Source organism: Piscibacillus sp. B03 (assembly GCF_052246295.1).
Lineage (GTDB): Bacteria > Bacillota > Bacilli > Bacillales > Alkalibacillaceae > Piscibacillus.
The window spans coordinates 143,345-164,466 of sequence record NZ_JBQQCO010000003.1; the positions used below are offsets into that span (position 1 = coordinate 143,345).

Annotated in this window: 22 protein-coding genes; 4 read left to right on the plus strand and 18 right to left on the minus strand. The window is 37.5% G+C overall.

Annotation, left to right across the window (positions count from 1 at the left end):
- Positions 1 to 13: 13 nt before the first annotated feature.
- Together ACTWQB_RS03700 and ACTWQB_RS03705 are read right to left on the minus strand one after the other, a co-directional pair.
- On the minus strand, positions 14 to 658 hold the full coding sequence (locus ACTWQB_RS03700) for a GntR family transcriptional regulator (RefSeq protein WP_443137830.1): 645 nt from the start codon (positions 656 to 658) through the stop codon (positions 14 to 16).
- Positions 659 to 919: 261 nt separating this feature from the next.
- Positions 920 to 1,405 carry a GyrI-like domain-containing protein gene (locus ACTWQB_RS03705; RefSeq protein WP_443137831.1) on the minus strand — a complete coding sequence of 162 codons (486 nt, stop codon included), beginning with the start codon at positions 1,403 to 1,405 and terminating at the stop codon, positions 920 to 922.
- Between the two features lie 83 nt (positions 1,406 to 1,488).
- On the opposite strand from ACTWQB_RS03705, the gene ACTWQB_RS03710 reads away from it, so the two are divergent.
- Positions 1,489 to 1,863 carry a PH domain-containing protein gene (locus tag ACTWQB_RS03710; RefSeq protein ID WP_443137832.1) on the plus strand — a complete coding sequence of 125 codons (375 nt, stop codon included), beginning with the start codon at positions 1,489 to 1,491 and terminating at the stop codon, positions 1,861 to 1,863.
- A 131-nt stretch (positions 1,864 to 1,994) separates the two neighbouring features.
- On the opposite strand, the gene ACTWQB_RS03715 is transcribed toward ACTWQB_RS03710, so the two are convergent.
- Positions 1,995 to 2,975, minus strand: coding sequence for a nuclease-related domain-containing protein (locus ACTWQB_RS03715; RefSeq protein ID WP_443137833.1), 981 nt, complete (start codon positions 2,973 to 2,975; stop codon positions 1,995 to 1,997).
- Between the two features lie 160 nt (positions 2,976 to 3,135).
- On the opposite strand from ACTWQB_RS03715, the gene ACTWQB_RS03720 reads away from it, so the two are divergent.
- Complete coding sequence (locus ACTWQB_RS03720; protein ID WP_443137834.1) at positions 3,136 to 4,698, plus strand: lipase family alpha/beta hydrolase; 1,563 nt, start codon at positions 3,136 to 3,138, stop codon at positions 4,696 to 4,698.
- 122 nt (positions 4,699 to 4,820) lie between these two features.
- Here the strand turns inward: ACTWQB_RS03720 and ACTWQB_RS03725 are convergent, their stop codons facing one another.
- From ACTWQB_RS03725 to ACTWQB_RS03740, 4 genes are all read right to left on the minus strand, one after another.
- The gene (locus tag ACTWQB_RS03725; RefSeq protein WP_443137835.1) at positions 4,821 to 5,048 is read right to left on the minus strand and encodes a hypothetical protein; all 228 of its coding nucleotides are present in this window, start codon (positions 5,046 to 5,048) and stop codon (positions 4,821 to 4,823) included.
- Positions 5,049 to 5,132: 84 nt separating this feature from the next.
- Entirely contained in the window at positions 5,133 to 5,699 is a 567-nt protein-coding gene (locus ACTWQB_RS03730; RefSeq protein WP_443137836.1) for a histidine phosphatase family protein, read from the minus strand.
- A gap of 51 nt (positions 5,700 to 5,750) precedes the next feature.
- On the minus strand, positions 5,751 to 7,178 hold the full coding sequence (locus tag ACTWQB_RS03735; protein ID WP_443137837.1) for a diguanylate cyclase domain-containing protein: 1,428 nt from the start codon (positions 7,176 to 7,178) through the stop codon (positions 5,751 to 5,753).
- A gap of 254 nt (positions 7,179 to 7,432) precedes the next feature.
- On the minus strand, positions 7,433 to 9,121 hold the full coding sequence (locus ACTWQB_RS03740) for a bifunctional metallophosphatase/5'-nucleotidase (RefSeq protein ID WP_443137838.1): 1,689 nt from the start codon (positions 9,119 to 9,121) through the stop codon (positions 7,433 to 7,435).
- A 183-nt stretch (positions 9,122 to 9,304) separates the two neighbouring features.
- Between ACTWQB_RS03740 and ACTWQB_RS03745 the strand changes: the two genes are divergently transcribed.
- Positions 9,305 to 9,655, plus strand: coding sequence for a DUF488 domain-containing protein (locus tag ACTWQB_RS03745; protein ID WP_443137839.1), 351 nt, complete (start codon positions 9,305 to 9,307; stop codon positions 9,653 to 9,655).
- Between the two features lie 129 nt (positions 9,656 to 9,784).
- Here the strand turns inward: ACTWQB_RS03745 and ACTWQB_RS03750 are convergent, their stop codons facing one another.
- From ACTWQB_RS03750 to ACTWQB_RS03785, 8 genes are all read right to left on the minus strand, one after another.
- Positions 9,785 to 11,083, minus strand: a complete 1,299-nt coding sequence (locus tag ACTWQB_RS03750) for an alpha/beta hydrolase (protein WP_443137840.1) — start codon at positions 11,081 to 11,083, stop codon at positions 9,785 to 9,787.
- A 66-nt stretch (positions 11,084 to 11,149) separates the two neighbouring features.
- Positions 11,150 to 12,328, minus strand: a complete 1,179-nt coding sequence (locus ACTWQB_RS03755; RefSeq protein ID WP_443137841.1) for a cation:proton antiporter — start codon at positions 12,326 to 12,328, stop codon at positions 11,150 to 11,152.
- 41 nt (positions 12,329 to 12,369) lie between these two features.
- Positions 12,370 to 12,852 carry a DUF456 domain-containing protein gene (locus tag ACTWQB_RS03760; RefSeq protein WP_443137842.1) on the minus strand — a complete coding sequence of 161 codons (483 nt, stop codon included), beginning with the start codon at positions 12,850 to 12,852 and terminating at the stop codon, positions 12,370 to 12,372.
- A 16-nt stretch (positions 12,853 to 12,868) separates the two neighbouring features.
- The gene (locus ACTWQB_RS03765) at positions 12,869 to 14,110 is read right to left on the minus strand and encodes an ABC transporter permease (RefSeq protein ID WP_443137843.1); all 1,242 of its coding nucleotides are present in this window, start codon (positions 14,108 to 14,110) and stop codon (positions 12,869 to 12,871) included.
- Positions 14,107 to 14,817, minus strand: a complete 711-nt coding sequence (locus ACTWQB_RS03770; protein ID WP_443137844.1) for an ABC transporter ATP-binding protein — start codon at positions 14,815 to 14,817, stop codon at positions 14,107 to 14,109. The genes ACTWQB_RS03765 and ACTWQB_RS03770 overlap by 4 nt, the downstream gene beginning before the upstream one ends.
- Positions 14,818 to 14,830: 13 nt before the next feature.
- The gene (locus ACTWQB_RS03775; RefSeq protein ID WP_443137845.1) at positions 14,831 to 15,358 is read right to left on the minus strand and encodes a DNA topology modulation protein; all 528 of its coding nucleotides are present in this window, start codon (positions 15,356 to 15,358) and stop codon (positions 14,831 to 14,833) included.
- 14 nt (positions 15,359 to 15,372) lie between these two features.
- Positions 15,373 to 15,900 (minus strand): short-chain dehydrogenase, encoded by a 528-nt coding sequence (locus ACTWQB_RS03780; protein ID WP_443137846.1) that lies wholly within the window; start codon positions 15,898 to 15,900, stop codon positions 15,373 to 15,375.
- A gap of 84 nt (positions 15,901 to 15,984) precedes the next feature.
- On the minus strand, positions 15,985 to 16,587 hold the full coding sequence (locus ACTWQB_RS03785; protein ID WP_443137847.1) for a DUF3889 domain-containing protein: 603 nt from the start codon (positions 16,585 to 16,587) through the stop codon (positions 15,985 to 15,987).
- Positions 16,588 to 16,737: 150 nt separating this feature from the next.
- Here ACTWQB_RS03785 and htpX point away from each other — a divergent pair, with 150 nt between their 5' ends.
- Entirely contained in the window at positions 16,738 to 17,643 is a 906-nt protein-coding gene (gene htpX / locus ACTWQB_RS03790; RefSeq protein ID WP_443137848.1) for a protease HtpX, read from the plus strand.
- Positions 17,644 to 18,107: 464 nt separating this feature from the next.
- On the opposite strand, the gene ACTWQB_RS03795 is transcribed toward htpX, so the two are convergent.
- From ACTWQB_RS03795 to ACTWQB_RS03805, 3 genes are read right to left on the minus strand one after another with little or no spacing between them, the layout of a single operon-like run.
- Entirely contained in the window at positions 18,108 to 18,755 is a 648-nt protein-coding gene (locus tag ACTWQB_RS03795; protein ID WP_443137849.1) for a VC0807 family protein, read from the minus strand.
- A 3-nt stretch (positions 18,756 to 18,758) separates the two neighbouring features.
- Positions 18,759 to 19,853 (minus strand): ABC transporter permease, encoded by a 1,095-nt coding sequence (locus ACTWQB_RS03800; protein WP_443137850.1) that lies wholly within the window; start codon positions 19,851 to 19,853, stop codon positions 18,759 to 18,761.
- A complete protein-coding gene (locus ACTWQB_RS03805) occupies positions 19,854 to 21,116 on the minus strand; it encodes an ABC transporter permease (RefSeq protein WP_443137851.1) in 1,263 nt (420 codons plus the stop codon).
- Positions 21,117 to 21,122: the final 6 nt, after the last annotated feature.

The following is a 21,122-nucleotide window of genomic DNA, read 5'->3' on the forward strand; positions in this document are numbered from 1 at the left end:
GCCAACCGTGAGACTACTCCAATACTTCAAGTAAATGCTTTACATCTAAATCAAGATGCTTCATCATCTCATCCGCAGCTTGATCGGCCTTCCGCTTCTTCATATAACTAAATATCCCTCGATGCTGATCTAGAATATCATGCGCACGGTTAGCACCCGTGAAATTTAAAATTCTAAAATAGTGAACCAAACTGTTTAAGTCTTCTACCTGCTTTTGTAGTCTTGAGTTTTTCGTAAACTCTAAAATTAAACTATGAAACTGTTCATTTAAGGTAATGATTGATTTTGATTCGGCCCCTTCATTTAGAGCCGATTCCGTTTGATCTAAAACATCTTCTATTTTTTGTAACTCGCTATCTGATGCAATCTCGGTCGTTAAGCGAACCGCAAATGATTCAAGCGCTTGTCTACAAAAATAGACTTCTTTAACATCCTTTATATTAGGCTCATAGACGACGACTTTAGATTTTTCTACGACTAGCAATCCTTCTTTTTCTAAAATACGAATGGCTTCACGTATTGGACTTTTACTCACCTGATGTTCACGAGCTAACTGAGTTTCATTAATGCGATCACCTGGTTGATACTTTCCATCGAAAATCATTTGTTTAATCATATGATAAAACTGCACGTAATACGGCGCTTGTTTTTCTAACATATCCTGTACTCCTCTGTGTCTCTTATTGTGGTTTTACTATAAACAAAAACGCTCGAATTATCAAACTTCATTCTAATTAAGCCGATTCAACCAGACGACGAATTTCACTTGTTATTACAGTTTATTTAAGATGAAGGCTTTAAGGTCGCAGGTGATGCAATTGAACGCGCAATTATCGACCACTACATTAGTCATGATGAAAAAGAGCACCTGTCCGAAATACAAGTGCCCGTTTTATCATAACCGCCTATTTTGGGCGGTTTATTTTTTTGTCACTGGAAAATGTACTTCCAATACTGATTCAGGACTGTCTCCTTTAAAACCTTCACCATAATACTCATACTCAAAGGCACCTGATTTCTGGTAGTCAGATTGAGGTAACCATTCATTATAAAAATAATTAAACCCTTTTCCGATCTCTTTTATTTCACCTTGGTAACGAACAATCGCGTACTCCTGCTCTGGAATTTCCTTCACGACCATTCCTTCTGGTACATCATCCACACTCGTTACCACTACTCCAGCTGTATAAAGGAAACGGTTCCCTAGCTGCCAACCTTTTGGAAACTCAATCAACCCATATCCTTCATGCTGATTCTTGACGTTAGGAATGCGTTCCGTAGATTGATTAAATTCCTCCCAAAGACCTGGGATTGAATTCGGTTCACTCTTTTTCATAATGCCGTATGTTTTAATCTCTATTCCAATCAGGGTAACCTTGTCCCTTTTTTCAACACGTACGTCCATAGCTACCTCCTGTGGTCCTTCTTTTTGACTCTATTATAACAGTTCTTTAAAATGTAAGTAATAACCAATAGGAGGTATGGCCAATGGGACTATTTGACGGCATGATGGGTAACGCTTCTGAGATGGACACCCATAAGGTACAGGATGAACTTACCGAATTGCTGGCACCAAGCGAGCAAGTCGAACATGCTTATAAATTGATTCGGGATTTATTTGTTTTTACAAATAAACGACTAATCTTAATCGACAAACAAGGGATGACAGGTAAGAAGACGGAATACCACTCCATCCCTTACAAAAGCATTACCCACTTCTCTATTGAAACAGCTGGCACCTTCGATTTAGACGCTGAACTTAAAATCTGGATCTCCGGCAGCTCAACACCACTCGAGAAGACATTTAACAAGCAACTTAACATCTACAAGGTACAATCCGTATTAGCTGAATATGTTTTATAAATGGTTGCGGGACTTCTGATTGAGGTCCCGCTTTGTTTTATGGGGAATTTTTCTGATATATAGGGAAAAATTTTAATTTATGGGGGAAAATTTCATTTTATAGGGAAAAATCTAATTTTATGGGGAAATTTTTAAATATATGGGGAATTTATTAATTTCCCTATTTGATATTTCATCCCTTTCCCCACTCCTGCCTTTGGAACATTTAGTTGACCTAATAAATACTTAGAAACCTCCCTATTTTCAATCCTTAAAAAGTCCCTTGCCTCCTTATTCGTAATCCACTCATCAACTAGTAGTGCGTAATCCCGGAGTCCTGACAAATGGGCGTCCTTGCTGGTTGCAGAGCACTGACACATCCAAGATGCATGCTTTCGTTCCATCCCCAGTCGTTTACAAACAGGACATCGAACACCTTTCTTGAGGTCGTTTAGCGTTAATCCAAACTGTTTCATGACATCTACTTGTACTGGAGTGTGTTCGCGTAGTAGTAATTCTTGAACTGCTTGTAAATGCGAATCGTTCCATAATGGTTGAGTGTTCGCGTTATTAATTTTTTGGTATTTAAATATAAATTCTTGGATGTTGATGACGTTTCCTAAGTGGAATGTATCGTTAGGCTTGATGTGAAGGATTCCTTTTCGGGTGGCAAAAACGACTAACGTATAAATTGGGATATCGGGAAAGCGGTGCGCTTTTAAGAATTGCTCGAGTTGATGCTTTTGTTGTAAAACTTGAAGTACAGGATTGGGGAATTTTTCGGAGATACCGTTAAGCACTCGAATTATCTGCTTCGTTTCGAGATCAAAATAAATATCTCCAGACAAGTTCTTGACCTCAACTAAGAGTATGAATCTCGGGGTCAATAGCGTGGTATCAATTTGAAAGAAGTAATCACCTCTAGGAAGACGCAGGTCATGGAAACACAGCAAGTCAGGACTTTCGATTAAAACAATGTAATAATCAAGAGACCGCTCGCCTCTGTCGCCAATGCTAACAATCCGGAGTGACTCTTCTATCTCGGGAAAAACCTGCAAACCATTTCGAGCGCGTCCTACGAGTGATTCTAACTTCCATAGTTTTATAGGTTCATCGTGGTCCTTACAGATCAATCATTACACCTTCCTCCAATGAGTGTTTCAAATAAATTATAAAAATTTCTCCAAATTTAGACAAGTACTTTTGACCCACCTAAAAAACACATCATTTGCCTCTAATAATTACTAGTTCAAATCATAGATAATTAGAGTAACTAATATTTAGGAGGTCATTATGTATAAAAAATTTTCTGTATTAACTCTATTAATCTTCTTTATTTTTGGAAGCGTTTCCATCTATGCGCAACCTCAGCCTGATACGCCAAAACTTGTACAGCAAGAAAATAATGGATTTACCATCATGGGGAAAGCAAGTAATGGGAATGAAGAAACTCCTGGTGAATGGTACATTGGTTCTACGCCTACAAACCTCGATCCAAGCAAACCCATTCTACTCTTCGTCCATGGGCTTAACAGTACAGCCCAAGTGTGGTGGGAAGACAATAACATGTACCAAACAGCCTACAACGCTGGCTACCAAACGACTTTCCTTCAATTACATGATGCAGGCGGCTACAACGAAGACCCCTGGGATAACGGTCAACTACTAGCAGAAAAAATCACTGAAATCTCCAACCATTTTAACGGAAAGCCAATCACGATTGTCGCACATAGCAAAGGCGGCGTTGACTCTCAAACAGCACTGACATACTATGGTTCCCACCAACTTGTCGATAACGTCATTACGCTATCAAGTCCGCACCATGGTTCGCAGTTAGCTGATCTTGCTTACAGCTCATGGGCTAGCTGGTTGGCTGATTTAATCGGAGCTAAAGGCGATGGCACCTACTCGATGCAGATGGCAGAAATGGAAGATTTCCGTAACCAAACAGACCCGCAACCACTTGCTTATTATAATGATTATTACACATTAGCTGGTACCTCATGGGGCTCGGCTTTTTCATCCACCTGGTATGGCGGCATGTACTTATCACAGTACGGGTCTAATGACGGTGTTGTGACCGTTGACAGCAGTCGCTTACCCGGCGGAACAGAAGTAGCCGTTGGTGATTGGGATCACTCCTCCATCAGAACAGGCACCACTTTCTCTGTCTTTGAAAATTACTTATCTGACCAGCAAACCTTTAGTACCAACAAACAATCCAAAGGTAAGAAAAACAACAAATTACAATCGAATAAATGGTATCACGGTGGAGAGCTAAGTGAGGGCCAAGATGAAATTAAGATGTCTGTAGAGGATGGTGTTTCTGAGCTCAGTATCAACCTAATGACTTCTCAGCAACCACAATCTATGAAACTAATCGACCCAAACGGTAATGAGTATGAAACATTTTTCAAATCTACTACGATAGACCATGGAGTTTTCAAAAATGCCAAAAGTCATATGACTAGCTTGAAGAATCCACCCCCTGGTGAATGGACTTTAAAAGTTAATTCCAACAAACCAGATTCATATTTACTAATGAATGATTACCGTACAGAGCATAAATTCAACTTAAATAAAACAGTGAAGCGTAATGGGGACTTAAACATTACGTACAACATGCAAGGTAAGAGTCACATAAACCAAACAACATACACAATTACGGAATCTAATAACCCAAATAACAAAATGACATTCTCGAATAAAAAGAACCATACACGTAACATTCACTTAAATCAACCGAACACCACTTATAATGTCACCATCGATATCGAAGGTGTGACAGAAAAAGGTTACCCATTCACACGCACCATTGTAGAATCCGTTAAAGTTCCTGGCCCTCCTCATAGATAATAAGATTATCCCTCGAAAATTTTTCGAGGGATTTTTTGTTATAATTGCAACAATTACATAAGTCGTTCGTTAGATAACCAAAAACCTTCCATTCGAGCTAACTCGCTCTATGGAAGGTTTTTTTAATAGAATATTCGATTACGCTTCTTTAATTTTTTATGTAACGCGTAACCAATGACTAAACCAATTAATCCTATCACCCAAAATCCTCTAGCACCTGATTCAAACAGGGTATAACTCAATGTTTCTTGTAAGCCATTTGTACTAGGGAAGTCAACTAATAGCAAACCAACCCCAATTAAAATGGCAGCAACTCCTAATACAAAACTGATTTTAGCCGCAACTTTCATCATAATCCCCCAAAAATCTTATTATTCCGACTTTTTCCTTATTCTAACACAAATATTTATTTCGGGGTATGATGTTACACAATCTTAAAGATGTTTTGTGCAATTGATTAGCTCAACATCCCAATCGTCACCTTTGTGGCGTAGTATTGTTAGAGAAGTATTATCAAATCGTTGCTTTTTCTCGCTGCCATAGATTTTATCCACTAATTGTCTTATAAATGAACCATGAGACACTACCAAAATTTTGTCTTTTGGATGCTGTTCTATCATATCATTTAAAAAGTCTAATCCCCGACTCAAAACACTCTCATTACTCTCAATACCTAAATCTTCTTCAAACCACTTTTCTCCCCATCGTTCAACACGCTCAGCCTTAGTTGTTCCTTCTATTTGACCACCATAGGCTTCACGTATGCGCTCGTCAGTAATAACTGGAATTTCCAGCTTTGTTGCAATAATTTCAGCTGTCTTATGTGCCCTTTTCAAATCACTAGAATAGACTATATCCCATTCTTCATCTTTTAACCGATCAGCAAGCTTCTCCGCATCATGAATCCCTGTATCATTTAAAGGAATATCAGAACTACCTTGCGCTCTCTTTGCCAAATTCCAATCCGTGATTCCATGCCTAATGATCCCAACGACCGTCATAAAATTCCACCTTTCGATATAATAAAAATGCTGCCGAAAAACAGCAGCATTTTATATACTCATTTTAGAAACGTACCACATTAAGCGGTTCTTGCCTGACTCTTTTGCTTTATATAATGCTCGGTCAGCTTTCCTTATTAAATCATCCACATCTTCACCGTCATCTGGAGCGATTGCCACACCAATACTTAGTGTCACATGATATATCTTCCCACTAATTTCCCATGGTTTTGATGAAGCGCGATCTAATCGCTCCGCAACCTTTAAAACATCATCTTCATCTTCAACATTGGTAAGCAGAACATTAAATTCATCCCCACCAATTCTTGCAATTGTATCTTCTTTTCTTAAGCAATTCCTTAATCGCTTTGCCAGATGTAAAAGAAAATCATCACCAGCATCATGACCTAAATCGTCATTTATTTTTTTGAAATTATCACAATCAACATATAACACAGCTATTTTCTCTTTAGAATCTTTAATTCTTACTAACTCTTTCTCTAACTTTTGCTTAAAATATCGACGGTTCGGAATTCCTGTCAACGGATCGTTATTTGCAAGATAGAATACTTTTTGTTCAGCCTCTTTACGGTCCGTGATATCTATTAGCACACCTTCTATATATGAAATTTCACCGTCTTCATTCCTTGTTACTGTCGTCCGATCGTCAATCCAACGAATTTGTCCATCAGCTGTAATCAGCCTATACTCTTGTTTATATTTATTTACACCACGACTTAAGTAATCATTTACCTCAGCTTCAATACGTGGTAAGTCCTTTGGGTGTACAATCATTGAAAAGTCAATTTGCTCTTTTATAAACCAATCAGAAGTATAACCAAACTGCTTTACGTTATTTGACACGTAGTCAATTGGCCAACCTTGATCAGCACTCCATCTAAAAATGACTGCAGGACTGTTTTCAATTACACGGTTTGCTAGTTGTAATGCTTCTTCAGATTGCTTTTTATTGATGATGACTGCTGCCAACTGACTGAACTGCTCAGCAATTTGAATCTCTTCTTCAGTTGGTTTACGATACTCATTTGGGTAAAAGGCTAATGTTCCAAATAACTCTTCATTTGCTGAAACAATAGGTAGAGACCAACAACCTTTAATATCATACTTTTCAGCAAGATCATGATATTGTTCCCAAAGAGGATCTTTTTTGGCATTTTCAACTGCCACTAACTTATTTATGTATGCGGAAGTCCCACAAGAGCCTGAGTTAGGTCCAACCATTAAGCCGTCCATATTTTCTAAGTAAGCCCTCGGAAACCTAGGGCCTATAGGGTTCTCCAGACTATGTAGTTTCCCATTATATTCAGTGATTGTTGCACGAACATCTGGAAAAACCACTGCTATCGTCTCAGTTAATCTCTCTAATATTTTACATAGGGGCAGGTGATCTGCCGCTAACATCTCTATAATTCTACTTTGTTCTTTTAAAAAGTGTTGGACATTAATCTCTTGACCCATGTAGGTGCCCCCGCTACTAAATTTTAGATATCGCTATATATAAAATATAACGATATTTATATTTTATACTATACCACTCTTTAGAAAAATTTAAAGTAATTCGACAAAATATTTACAAAATTTCCTTAAATATATTTTAATGCCTGTGAGCCCAATTAGATCAAGCTTTTAAACTATTTATATTTGTTAAGTTTTTCAAATTAATAGGAATTAAATTGTAAAAAACTGCTGACCAATTTGGCCAGCAGTTTTCATTAATTATTTTTATTTTTGAACTTACCTTCTTTAGCTAATTCTTTAAGTCTTTCTTTTGCTTTTTCAGATGCATTTGGGTTACCTGTAAGTGGTGTTACTAATTCGACCTCTTGAATACGACCCTCAGCATAATATTCAATTGGTTCATCAAAAGATTTAATGTAATCAACCGTTGCATCTAAGTCTGTTGGTCCGACTTCTGAACTTATAGCTAGATCTTCAATTCCACTATCGTCATCACCAAACATATAATTGTTTACAACAACTGTGTACACTTCATTTGGGTCGATTTCAGTGCCGTCAGGAAGATAAACCTCAATCACTTCCATCGCATCAAAATTCCAAGTGTAATTAAATCCTGCAACACTATAGTCAGGTCCATATGGTTCACTTAACTGATTATTTAATACTTGAATAATAGATTCACCCGTTAACTCTGCTTTCACTAGTGTATTTCCAAACGGTTGGACTGTGAAAACTTCACCGTACGTAATTGGGCCTTCATTAATATCAGCACGGATTCCTCCGCCGTTCATCATGGCCATGTCAGCATCCATTGCCCATTTCATACCATCCGCAATTAAATTACCTAAAGCGTTGTCACCTTGTTCACCACGCTCAGCATATCCACCTTCAAGTGGCATTGCTGCTTCACCAATTACTTCATTTTTAATTTCATCTACTAATGTTTCATATTTTTCTAAAATCGCACCTACCTCTGGATCTGGCTCCATGCCATGTTGAGCCACTGTTACGATTTCAGCTGTTTTGTCTACAATGTCACCAGTTGCTGGATCAATTTTAATATCAACATCTGAAAATGCTGTCCCATAAGCATAAGCTTGTACAATTAATTTACCATCTACTATACCATTATTCTCAACATGGTTGTGACCAGCGAAAATAATATCCACTTCATCGTCTACATTTTCTGCAATGTCAGCTGCATCGCCTGTTATAACATCACCATCCTGGTAACCAGGGTTATGTGCTAACACAACAATAGAACGAACGCCTTGTTCTTTGATTTCAGGAACGTATTTATTGATAGCTTCCGCTTCATCTGTAAATTCAACATTTTCGTTTCCTTCTTTTATTACCATGCTAGGCGTTTCAGTTGTTGCTACACCGATGAAGGCTATTTTTTGTCCGCCTACTTCTTCAATAACATATGGATCTACTAATAGTTCTTTAGTATCTTTATACTGAACGTTTGCTGCTACTACTGGGAAGTTCATGCCATCGTAACCTTCTGTACCATCTGGATGATCGCCACCATGAATCATACGAAGAAGCTCATCAACGCCTTCGTCAAACTCGTGATTACCTAATGTACCTACATCCATTCCCATTGCTTCCATAATTTCAACTACTGGTTCATCTTGGAAAGAAGCTGCAATTAGTGGGCTTCCACCAATCATGTCACCTGCATGGACTAGTAAAGTATTCTCTGGATTAGTTGCTTCACGTTCTTTTAGATATGCTGCTAGATAATCTGCGCGACCAGCCGGGTCATTCTCCCCATCTCCATCAAAGTCTGCAAAATAATCTTCATAATCAATTTGACCATGCCAATCGTTTAAACCTAGTAACTGCACCTCTACTAAATCTTCCTCTGCAGCTGTTAAGCCACTAAATGAAGGGACTAGTAAAGACAAAGATACTAGAATAATAGCTAACTTTCTCATTAGAATTCCTCCTTATGTATGTTTCAATCACAATATATCACAAAAATAGTAGGTACATTTTCTTAAATTACGACATGCTATTATTAAGATTTTGTAAATTGCGAATTTATTCGCAAAAATTGATAGAATTCTCGTTTACGCTTTATAAATAACGGTCATAGTTTTAATAAGAGGTGATCAAGAATGTCCATTCATTTAAAACGCATCTATGATGATGCAAATCATAATGACGGAAAACGTGTGTTAATTGATCGGGTATGGCCAAGAGGGGTCTCTAAAGAACAAGCACAGCTTGATAAATGGTTGAAAGAAGTCGCACCTAGCTCCGACTTAAGAAAATGGTTCAACCACGATCCCGATAAATTTGATGAGTTTAAAAAGAAGTATAAGAAAGAACTAAAAGAGGACGATGAACAAAAAGAAGCGTTGAATCAATTGAAGGACTTGTCATCGGAAGGAAAAGTGACACTGCTATATGCGACAAAAGATGAAAAATACAACCATGCGCAAGTGTTAAAAGAATTGTTAAGTTAAACCCATTTATGAGGAAAAATCTGAGTTTATGGGGAACTTTTTAATTTTATAAGGAACTTTTCTGATTTACAGGGAAATGAACCCAAAAGCAGCAAAAAGCTTGCCCAAGTCATCAGGCAAGCTCTCTTTTTACTTCTCATCACTTAAGAAATCTAAAATTCCATCCATTAACCCTCCTGATAAAGGCAACTCTGGGTTAGTGTAAGTGTCAAAATTACTCATTCTGTCTTCAGGCGCATCTTTCAATACGTGATTCATGTCTTCAATAATTAATTTCTCTGCATCTAAGTTGGCATTAGCTAAGTTATTTGCGTTTGATTCAGCTATTTGTAAATCATTCGTTCCTTGTACGATTAAAATAGGTTTACTGATCTCTCGAATCTCTTCAGTCGGATCATATTGCATCCATGAAATCAAGAATGGTTGAAGCTCTGGTGCAAGCAGGCTTTGGAGTTCTGTACTTACATCCTCAACCGTCTCGCCTTGCTTTAATTGGTCTAGCACGGATTTGGCTTCATTGAATTGTTCTTCATTTAGCTGATCCGTTAATTGATCAATCATGACCTCATCAATCGACTTCCCAGCCCCAGCTAGTGAAACAAAGTAATCAGCACCAGCTTCCTGCATGGCTAGCATACCTACTAAAGAACCTTGACTATGACCAATAACACTCACTTTTGTAAAACGTTCATCTCGATGAATCTTATGCAACCATGCTTTAGCATCATTGACAAAATCTTCAAATCGCAGTTCGTTTTCAGGGATGATGGCTTCCTGATTTTCACCTGCACCACGCTTACTATAACGAATAGAAGCAATTCCATTTTCAGCAAGTGATTCAGCGACCATTTTGAGGCTATTATTTTTACCTGGTAAAGTCGTCGTGTTACCGTCACGATCAGTTGGCCCTGACCCTGGAATAATAAGAGCAATTGGGTAAGGTCCTTCCTCTTCAGGTAATAATAGCTCGCCTTTTAACTCACCATGATCCGTTTCAACACTCAACATATGATCAGGTTGTGCCCTATCACCCGTTTGTCCAGCCAATTGACCACGTTCTAAATAAAACGGATACTCCTCTCCGTCCTGAGTATACGTCCCTTCTATTTGTTCTTCATTTTTAAGTTCACCGTCAAACGCAACCTCTTGTCCAGGAAGACCCATTTCAAAATGAATCTCCTCACCATCAAATTTCAAATTTGTAAGTGGGAATTCATTTAAACCTTGGATAGGGATACTGATATTTCCGGTGAATTCTTCCTCATTGTCTAACTCAATAACAATATTAAGTGGGTCCTCTTCCACTTCGATCGCACCGTTCCATGTTCCAACAACCTTATCTTCAATTGGTGCCCCCTCATTATCGTCAGAACAAGCAACTAAAACCAACAATGACACTGTTAACATTAATAAGATAATTTTCTTCATACCGTACACCCTTCAGTGGTTTTACTAATTAAGACGAAATAACATTCCATCAAGTTTCATATATGATTAAATCCTTTTGGATAGTGGATAAATCGTCAGACTTTGTATGACCATTGATAAAATAATAACACCTATTGAAAGAGATAGAAAAATATCTGCCTCATTTGAATACTGATCTTTAAACATTAGAAGCAAGGCCACTGACATAGTCCCTTTAATTCCTGACCACGTCATAATATGGAGATCTTTACGTTTAAAATGATGGCGAAAGTTAGGAATGATTTGATACATAATAAAAAGAACTACTTCTCTAGCTAGAATTGATAGCATGAAAATGACTAGCATAGCCCACCACTCATTAACGTTAAGTAAATCTCTCGTTTCTAACCCCATAACTATTATCAAAACAGATAATATGACTGGATTTAAGTTTTCCCAAAAACCTTTCAAATAATTTCTTGTGTTATTTTTATTTGTTTTCTCTAATTCAAACGACAACATCAAACCTGATGTAACAGTCGCTAACACACCAGATACACCAAAATGTTCTGCTATAAGAAAACTCCCATAAGCTAAAACGATACTTACCATAACTTGATACTCTCTATGATTAAGCCAAAAAATAACCTTGCTAAATATAAAACCAAAGATTAGCCCTATAAGTATCCCACCAATAGACACGAGTAAGAACTCTTGTATGAAAGATCCTATTTGAAATCCTTGTTGATTTGAATATAAACCTGCAACTACTGTAAATAAAACAACACTCGTCCCATCATTAAATAACGATTCACCTTCTACTACATCTGCTAACTCTTCTTTATTTGTGGACGTCTTTAATATGTTAACAACTGATACTGGGTCAGTTGGCGTTAAAATAGAAGCGATTAATAATGCGCCTAAAAATCCTATAGATAATGTGGGGCCAATTATGGCATAAATCAGTAATGCAAACAGAAAAGCCATTAACAGCATCCCTATTGTACTTAAAGAAACAAAAGTCTTGTAATACTTCTTAAAGTCTTTTAAAGAAAATTCGTATGCTGTTATGAATAATAAAGCAGGTAAAAACCAATGTAAGATCATTTTCTCGGTCAGTACAACGTTGTCATAAAAAGGAGTTAAAGATAAACCTATTCCTGCTAGCAACAAAATGATTGGTACAGGGAAGTATTCTTTCTTTTTATCTATAGCAAATACAATCATTCCTATGAGAATAAAGGAGACGACTTGGTAAGCATTCAACGTTTTCACCTCTTACCAATACCATACCCTTTTTTTCAATACTAAAATGCTACTGTAGCAAAAAACCATACAATCATAACTAACTGAATGACGACTTTAGCAATCGAGCCACTTAGAAAACCAATAAATGACCCTATTGAAGCTCTAACTGCCTCACTTGCTGTTCGTTTTTGAATCAATTCTGTTACAAACACTGCGATAAATGGAACGACCAATATACCAAATGGAGGAATGATAAATGACCCAACAATAACCGCAATAGCCGCTACCTGTTCACCACGTTTGGAACCTCCAAATTTCTTAACAAAATAACTATTAGCAATGACATCAGCACCAATTAAAATAATCGTAAAGATAATCATAGCGGTGTAGAAAACCCAGCCTAGTTCACCACTATCAATAAAGAAATGATAAGCTAAAAAGCCTAGCCATAAAACGAGTACAGAAGGGATAATCGGAAACAAAATCCCTATAAAACTAAGAATAAAAAAGGCTATAATCAAAATCCAAATAATAATATCCATAGTGTCCTCCACTTCTCTAACGTTCTAACTCTATTATAACCTTCTGACTGAGGAGATTGGCAGTTATCCTAGTGAGAGCTAAACCCACCACAATCATTACAATGATTCCCATAAACGAAAACAATGTATACCCTAATATAAGACTTAGGATTAAAAAGCTTGGCAACAAAAAAAGTTTAAACATTTTTTGTGACACATTTGATAGATTCACTACTCTCCATTTGAACAGGTCTAAAAATTGAGCCGACATAATCTGATTCCAATAAGACCTCGCAAGCTGTACAATGATGAAAATGAGTATAAAATAAATAAGTACCTTATACCAACTTGGAAATAATATTAGCAATCCAACACCGACAAATGTAAACTGCAGATACATGAACATCCAATTTCTACGTCTTAAAAACGTCTTTATGATTAGCTCTTGGTATGCATTTTCCGGGGTATAACCAGGGTATATTTTTTGGGATTTTCGATAAATCCATGGTCTACTTGATGATAGACTATTAGATTGTGTCATCCAATCAGGTGCACCAATATGCGCAGCCTGCATTAATACTAGTTGAGACACTTTATTTCGTTGATCAACATCTAGAGAAATTTCACGTTCAAGGTTTTTGCATTTACTTATCATTATGATGAACAAGCTAACCATAACACTAGACACAAACCCTAACACAATCCAAAAATTCAACCATAAGTTTATATAAAGCATCATATATGTGATTGAGATTAGTGTAAAAAAAGTAAATCTAAATTTCCATTTTGATAACCCAACTTTTGCCTTGCGCTTTAAGATTACCATTATAATCAATAATAGATAAACTAACACTGACAATTCAAAGAATGCTTGTAAACTTAAACCAAGATATTTTATAACTAGCGGAGATAAAATAGCTAGAAAGAGACTCATTTTTAACAATTGAACCAATGCCATGTAAACAATACTCATTTTACTTAATGTTTGAATCAGCCGTCTCTTCTGCCATAAGTATAAAACATCTGCAGGGTACAAGAATGAATAATACTGACTTGTAAATATGTAAAGAACAAAAAACATTAACAGATGATTAATCGTAAGGAGTTTCGGCCATGTGGGAACCTCATTCCAAAGGTCGATATAAACACTAGCCCCCACGATAAAGAAAGGAATAATTATATATACCCAAACCGTCCAATCGACCGTGACCGTCTTTAATCTTTTATAAAACCTATAATGTTGATTTAACCTTTTTTGAAACAACTCAAACCCAGTCATGACATTGACCTCTCCATCAATAATTCAAAGCTATCAAGTAACGTCGCTGCCTTCATATTCGACTCTTCATGTATATCATCTAATGTACCTTGAACCATTACCTGCCCATTCATGATAAGCACAAATCGATCACAAATCCGTTCAGCTGTATCTAACATGTGGGTAGACATAAGGACCGCAGCTCCGCTTTTCCGTTTTTCTTCTAACATACGGAGAAAATCTTTCATCGCTTTAGGATCTAGCCCAATAAACGGTTCATCGATGATATATAGATTAGGCTTTGTTAAAAATGCTAAGACCATCATTAATTTCTGCTGCATCCCTTTGGAAAAGGTTATAGGATATTCATGAATGACCTCCTCTAGCCTAAAGATTTTTAATAAAGGCGTAACTCGCTCGTTCATCTCACGCTCGGTAAGTTCACAAATAGAGGCCGTAAACTGAATATGCTCAAGTAATGTCAACTCGTCATAGTAAACAGGTTGTTCAGGGATGTATGCGTAGGTCATCTCGTTATTCTGAAACTGCACGTTACCTTGAATATAATCAATGCTATTTAGAATTGATTTAATGGTCGTGCTTTTACCAGCCCCGTTCGGACCGATTAAACCAATCAATTCGCCTTCATTGATCGTAAAATGAATGTCTTTAATAACAGGCTCGTTTTGATGATAACCCGCTTCTTCTAATCTAACATCCAAAATCATAACTCACCCCTCCTTAACTCGCTTGATAGTTATGTTTTTCTTGGCTGATTTGTTTCATAAAAGCTGCTACCTCTCGCCTAATCTTAAGAATAATAATTTCTTTTTTAGGATACTGTTTAAGTTTTTCATAGATTGACGGACGATTAGATTTTCGAAAATCCCATACGTACTTGACAAATTCCCAATTGAATTTCTCAGTACCAGCATTAAAATCAGGACGCTTTTGATTACGATACTGAATCATTCTCTTAAAAATCCTTACCATACATAACCACCTTGGAAGATCAAAGAACACAACAAAATCAGCACGTTCCAACCTTAGTTCCAACGTGCCATTATAGTTCCCATCAATCATCCATTCTTCTTTTTGAATAAGGTCCTTTGTGATGCTTATTTGTTCTTCTTTAGATGCCATAATCCAACCCGGACTCCAAAACAAGTTGTCCAAATGATACAGTTCAAGATTTAGTATTTGAGCTAGTTTCCTAGACATCGTTGACTTCCCTGAACCCGGTGAACCTATTAAAATGACACGCTTCATAACTTCCCCCTATATTAAGGTCTTTTATTCCATGGTTCTAACTGCCCCACAATATAAGTTGTTTTCTTATGAGTTATAGCCTCAATAACCCCATCTGAAATTTCTCGATTCGTAAGCCACCTAGAGTATTCTTTTTCCAACTTAAAACCAAGTTGAACTTGATGATATGTACAATTATTGGGAGTCTTAATCACTCTTCTTATGTCCTCTAAATTAGAACTACTCCCTAAAACATGATAAAGTTCGCAAGTTAACTCTTGTTTCGATAACGCATCTAATAATACGTCCATTGGCTTTTCCGGCACATTATGAATCCAAGCCACAATTAATGACCAATCAAACGTTTGATTGATTTTAACCTTAAAGTCACTTAAGTTACGATAATCTGTATATAAAGGGATGGTCCGCTCCGTTTTTTTCAAGGCATTAGCCATTTTGCTTTTAGTACGTCCAACAACATAAACCTCATATCCTTCATTCTCTAACCAATGGCAAACGTTTGCCAACATCCCAGAACCGCCTATCACTAAAGCACGCTTCACCGAAATCACCTCTGTCAGAATATTATATCACTTCATTCCATTATTTACTAAAAACGAAGCCGCAGTTTTTGCTGCGGCTTCTACTCATTGCTCTAATTCAGTTAGATCAAAAGAAATTACACGATTCGTATTTGGATTATAGACGACAGACCCTCTTACTTGGATTGTTTCTCTCGGAGATTCCAAAGTATACAGATACGTCTCTCGTGTGCGATTTGAAGACACTTCTTCACTACCCTCAAAATCATAGTTTGTAACTTGATACCCTGGGTAACCCACTTGAACTAACTCAACCAAATACTTTCCAAACTTCTCTTCTTCTAGTTCAGGTGACGGAGTAATCTCAACATTGATGACACCTACATCTGGATTTACACCTAATGCTTCAAAGGCTCTTTTGTGTAAATTAATACGATTGGGTGGGTTATTGGGAACTGTATCTACAACCTCTACCAAAATTTCGCGTGTGTTCTGGGGATTTAGAACCTTTAACGTCTGACCACATTGAAAGCCTGCTCTCGGGCTCACGGCTACTGTCATATATTCGTTATCAGACCAAGGAATATTACATTGTGTGACTTGTCCTCCCTCTGTCCAAGTCGCCTGACCTTGGATTACTTGTTGGCGGCCATCAAAAAAAGGGGGCATCGGATTGGGTTGAAAATGATTACGATAATATGGATTCATCATTCTCCTCCTTCTTGACCATATTCTATATAACATATGCCTATAATAGGTTGACCCGTTACAATGTCACATCGAATTCATTTTATCAGGGGGTGTTTCGTGGTATAATAAAGACTGAAAATTACATCAAACAAGCAGGGGGAAAATAGATTGGGCAAACGAATATTTTACTTTTTATTAACAAACATTCTAGTCATGACGACCATCGTAATCGTTTGGTCTATTATTACATCATTCTTTGACGTTGGTAGCATCAATGGAATTAACGGTGTTGGTGGATTAAATTTTGAAGCCTTAATGATTTTTAGTATCGTAGTCGGTTTCACTGGTGCCTTCATTTCACTAGCTATGTCACGCTGGATGGCTAAGAAAATGATGGGCGTGCGCGTTATTGATCCTAGTAAGTCAATGTCACAACGCGAAAAAGATTTAGTAGATCGTGTGCACCGCTTATCTCGTGCAGCAGGTCTTATGCATATGCCAGAAGTCGGAATCTATAATTCACGTGAAGTAAACGCATTTGCAACAGGTCCATCTAAGAAACGTTCTCTTGTAGCGGTTTCTTCTGGATTACTAGATTCGATGGATGATGATGCCGTAGAAGGCGTATTAGCACACGAAGTTGCACACGTTGCCAATGGCGATATGGTTACGATGACCTTACTTCAAGGTGTCGTAAACACATTCGTTGTTTTCTTATCACGTGTCGTTGCAAGTATCGTATCTAGCTTTGTTAGAGAAGAAATGAGATTTGTCGTACACTTTGCTGCGATTATCATTTTCCAGATACTATTCTCAATTCTTGGTTCAATCGTCGTCTTTGCTTACTCTCGTTACCGTGAGTATCATGCAGACAACGGTGGGGCTGATTTGGCTGGTAAAGATAAAATGATTCACGCACTTGAATCACTAAAACAACAAGTCAATCGTGTACGCGACCCACAGCACGATGACAATGCTGTACAAACATTAAAAATTAACAATAAAACAAAAATGAACCTATTCTCTTCTCACCCTGATTTAGACGACCGTATTGCTAGATTACGTGCAAAATAAATTAAAGGCAGTAAGAGGTTGAGATAATAGCAAGCTGCTTATCAGAAAACGAATATTAAGTATTAGTGTAGCGTAGTCAAAATGCGCAGACTCCAGGTCGGCTAAGGGCGGCCACGTCCTGCGCCTGCGATTACTCGGCGCAAACTTAAGCAAAGAAGTAACGCAAGCAGCATTTGTGGCCAACGCCGACACTAGTTCGTCCAGAACGTCGCAGAGCAGCACGAGCTGAGGGGCCACAGGATGTGCGTCAGTTCGGCGTTGCAACACGGATGTTGCGAAATTAGCCGAACATCCTTAATACCCGAACGACAGTGCGTTTGGGGAAGTTGAAGCCGTGCATGCGGAAAGCGAAGCATTTTGACGTAGCTAAAATTATAGACGAATGTTAGGAGTGATTTAACTCCAAACATTCGTCTTCTTTATACTTAAGATATACTTTTTACTTAGAATAGAAACTTGGCGTATTATGCTTGAACTTCTGTACTTTTATCAATTTCTTTTTGCTGTTCCACAAATTTGTTGATCTTATAACCGATGTAAAAGAACCCTGCCGTGATAATCCCTCCGAAGATCCAACCTGTTATTTTTAAATAGATCAACACCTGACTATAACCATCCACTCCATAGACTTGAAGTAACCAAGATTTAAAATAACTTTGAAAGATCCCGCGAATGAAAAATATGGCTGTTAACAACTGGTATAATATGAAAATCCCCTTGGTCTTAAACAATTCCATACTGTTTTTACGTTTATAGCCTTGTAAGTAAGCAAAATCAACTGCTAAATACAGTGCTAATGGTTTTTTAATTAACATCGAAATTAAGAACACACTTGCGAAAGCATAACCGAGATAAACTTGATTCCAAAGCATTGTTTCAGCATCTGGCGATAAAATATCCACCATGGTTGAAATCAGTAAAGTAGATATGACAAACACTCCAGTAAGATTAATTTGCCTTTGCTCAATAAATCGATAGATCGTGTAAAGAAAACCTGGAATGGTAGATAATAAAATGGCATAATAATCTCCCATTAAGTCTCTACCATAATTCCAGATAAGCAAAGGTATTACCAGATAAAATAAAATGTCATAGCCAACGTGCTTATTCATAACCTAAGACCTTCTCTCCATTAAGTTGATGCCGATACCAATACACAAGACCCCGATAAAAATTAAAATAGCAAGTGAGTCGTAAATATCAGTTATTCCATGACCGAACATCGTGATGGATTGAAGGGCTTCCATGGCATAAGCTATAGGATCTATTTTTGCGATCGCTAAAATAAAACGATTACTTACAATATCAAGCGGCCAAAATGCACCACCGATCATTGCCATACTTACGGTCACAATGGGGATGACCGCATTTAGTTGTTGATAATTTTTAACCAAGCCAAGCACTAACATGGCTAACGAGACGATGGCAAAGACAAAGCAAGCAACCGTCAAAATGATTGCAGGCATGTGATTTCCAACTTCAAAACCAAATAAATACTTAAACAACAATATGACTGAGACAATTTGAACAAATCCTAACAAATAAGAAAAACTCATATAGCCTAAATATACTTGCCACTTTTTAATAGGTGACAAAATGATACGATTCATCGTGCCAGTTTGTTTCTCAAGGGCAATTTTGCCTAAGCTAAACATGATAGTATATAAAGAAAAGAACAATGTCATTCCAAATAATGTTTGGAGTTGCTGATTATATCCATCCGAGTCCTCTTCACCTTCAATAACTCTGTTAACCGTTAAAATGGGTTCAACTTCGTTTATCTTTTGAACAAAGGGCTTAGGGTCTTCAACCTGCGTGGCCACTTCACTCAGTAAATTCTTACTGGATATATATTGATTTAACACTTGATCGAGAGAATACAATTGGTTATTCTCTGCCATCATCAGTATACGGTAGTCTCCTGGCATGAGCTTTACTGCGTAGTAATATTCACCAAGGGCCACGCCTTCAATAGCTGCATTTTCATTTGTTTTAACAAATTTGAATACTTCCGTCGATTCGTTTAGCTCTTCAACCCACTTGTCTGGATGATCTATATCACTTTGAAAATACACAGGTACCGTTACTTGACCTGTCGCATTAAACCCTCCCATGACCATGATAAATACAATCGTCATCAAGACCATTGATCCAGTGAGGAGTGGTTCTCTTTTTAACCGTTGCCATTGTAATTTAAAAATCGCTTTCACCTAAACCACCCTCTTCCTCGGATAGATCACAATACTTATGAACGTTATCACTAGAGATATAATGAAAATTTTGATCAGTGGTGTCGCAATATATTCAAACCCTAACCCCTGCGACCACTGTAAGTAAGCCGTTAACGCAAGGCCATTAGGTGTCCAATTCCCTATGGAGTTTATAATGTCAGGAAGTTGAGTCTTCGGAACAAAGCTACCACCTAAAAAGGCAAAGACACTAACGACGGCTCCCGAGAAAAAGCCTGCTACATTAACACTATTTGTACTCATGACTATGGATGTTAGTAATATTCCGATCGCTCCAACACTTAACGCAAATACAAAAGTAATGAGTGCGATTCCTAGCATATCCACAACCGATATAAAGTTAAAAGATTGATATACAAAAACTGATACCATTAATAATATTGCTAGCTGAATCATCACCAAGATCGAACTTGATATCCCTTTTCCAGATAAGTACTTTATAGGACTTCTACCTGCTAAAATAATTCGACTAAAGGTATGGTTACTATTTTCATTAAAGGCTTTTGTGGCTATTGTTGATGCGATATACAAAGCAAACATCACAGCCATGGCAAATGTATAATACTTTAATGCTGACATCGTTGGGCGGTCGGTCACATTTTCAGTGCCACCGATTTTCGTTGAACTAGTTTCATACTCAATGGAAACACCGCTTTCGGCTGCGACTTTTTCAACTGCAGAGGTCAAATTGAGCTGAGCGACAATTAACTCAATCACATCTTGAAAAATGGTACTCGTAAAAGCACTGTGATCCCCTGATTTAATTACTAATTCCCCACCAGAACCTTGATTTAGTAAAAGTTTATTTAACGTCTGGTACGTAAAATCTTTTGGTATGGTCAGAATAGCAACGACTTCTTCATCACTAAGAGCCGTCTCCGCTTCTTCTTTGCTTAGATCACTAATCTGGTAAATATCAGTCCCCATTATTGCGCTCTCAATAATGGAAGTAGGGTTAAATGTTTGAGCCGCTTCTGACAACTCATCGATAGCTTGAGTTGGTAATCCCTCTAACTCATTAACAAATCGTTCAGAACCTTCTTCGACTTGATCTTCTTGAACAATGGCGATCTTGGCTTCAATCGATTCCGTACTCCCCCCCATGACACTTCCTAGCGCGAACCCTAAAATAGCTGTCAAAATCAGAGGCATTAAAAGTAGAACGGCCAATTCTGTACGATCTCGCAACAAGACAAGGATGTCTTTTTTTAGAAAATTCCACATAGCGTT

Bases quoted from the DNA above. Each gene is read 5' to 3' on its own strand.
- ACTWQB_RS03700 (WP_443137830.1), bottom strand. From the start codon at position 658: ATGTTAGAAAAACAAGCGCCGTATTACGTGCAGTTTTATCATATGATT.
- ACTWQB_RS03705 (WP_443137831.1), bottom strand. From the start codon at position 1,405: ATGGACGTACGTGTTGAAAAAAGGGACAAGGTTACCCTGATTGGAATA.
- ACTWQB_RS03710 (WP_443137832.1), top strand. From the start codon at position 1,489: ATGGGACTATTTGACGGCATGATGGGTAACGCTTCTGAGATGGACACC.
- ACTWQB_RS03720 (WP_443137834.1), top strand. From the start codon at position 3,136: ATGTATAAAAAATTTTCTGTATTAACTCTATTAATCTTCTTTATTTTT.
- ACTWQB_RS03725 (WP_443137835.1), bottom strand. From the start codon at position 5,048: ATGAAAGTTGCGGCTAAAATCAGTTTTGTATTAGGAGTTGCTGCCATT.
- ACTWQB_RS03730 (WP_443137836.1), bottom strand. From the start codon at position 5,699: ATGACGGTCGTTGGGATCATTAGGCATGGAATCACGGATTGGAATTTG.
- ACTWQB_RS03735 (WP_443137837.1), bottom strand. From the start codon at position 7,178: ATGGGTCAAGAGATTAATGTCCAACACTTTTTAAAAGAACAAAGTAGA.
- ACTWQB_RS03740 (WP_443137838.1), bottom strand. From the start codon at position 9,121: ATGAGAAAGTTAGCTATTATTCTAGTATCTTTGTCTTTACTAGTCCCT.
- ACTWQB_RS03745 (WP_443137839.1), top strand. From the start codon at position 9,305: ATGTCCATTCATTTAAAACGCATCTATGATGATGCAAATCATAATGAC.
- ACTWQB_RS03750 (WP_443137840.1), bottom strand. From the start codon at position 11,083: ATGAAGAAAATTATCTTATTAATGTTAACAGTGTCATTGTTGGTTTTA.
- ACTWQB_RS03760 (WP_443137842.1), bottom strand. From the start codon at position 12,852: ATGGATATTATTATTTGGATTTTGATTATAGCCTTTTTTATTCTTAGT.
- ACTWQB_RS03765 (WP_443137843.1), bottom strand. From the start codon at position 14,110: ATGACTGGGTTTGAGTTGTTTCAAAAAAGGTTAAATCAACATTATAGG.
- ACTWQB_RS03770 (WP_443137844.1), bottom strand. From the start codon at position 14,817: ATGATTTTGGATGTTAGATTAGAAGAAGCGGGTTATCATCAAAACGAG.
- ACTWQB_RS03775 (WP_443137845.1), bottom strand. From the start codon at position 15,358: ATGAAGCGTGTCATTTTAATAGGTTCACCGGGTTCAGGGAAGTCAACG.
- ACTWQB_RS03785 (WP_443137847.1), bottom strand. From the start codon at position 16,587: ATGAATCCATATTATCGTAATCATTTTCAACCCAATCCGATGCCCCCT.
- ACTWQB_RS03795 (WP_443137849.1), bottom strand. From the start codon at position 18,755: ATGAATAAGCACGTTGGCTATGACATTTTATTTTATCTGGTAATACCT.
- ACTWQB_RS03805 (WP_443137851.1), bottom strand. From the start codon at position 21,116: ATGTGGAATTTTCTAAAAAAAGACATCCTTGTCTTGTTGCGAGATCGT.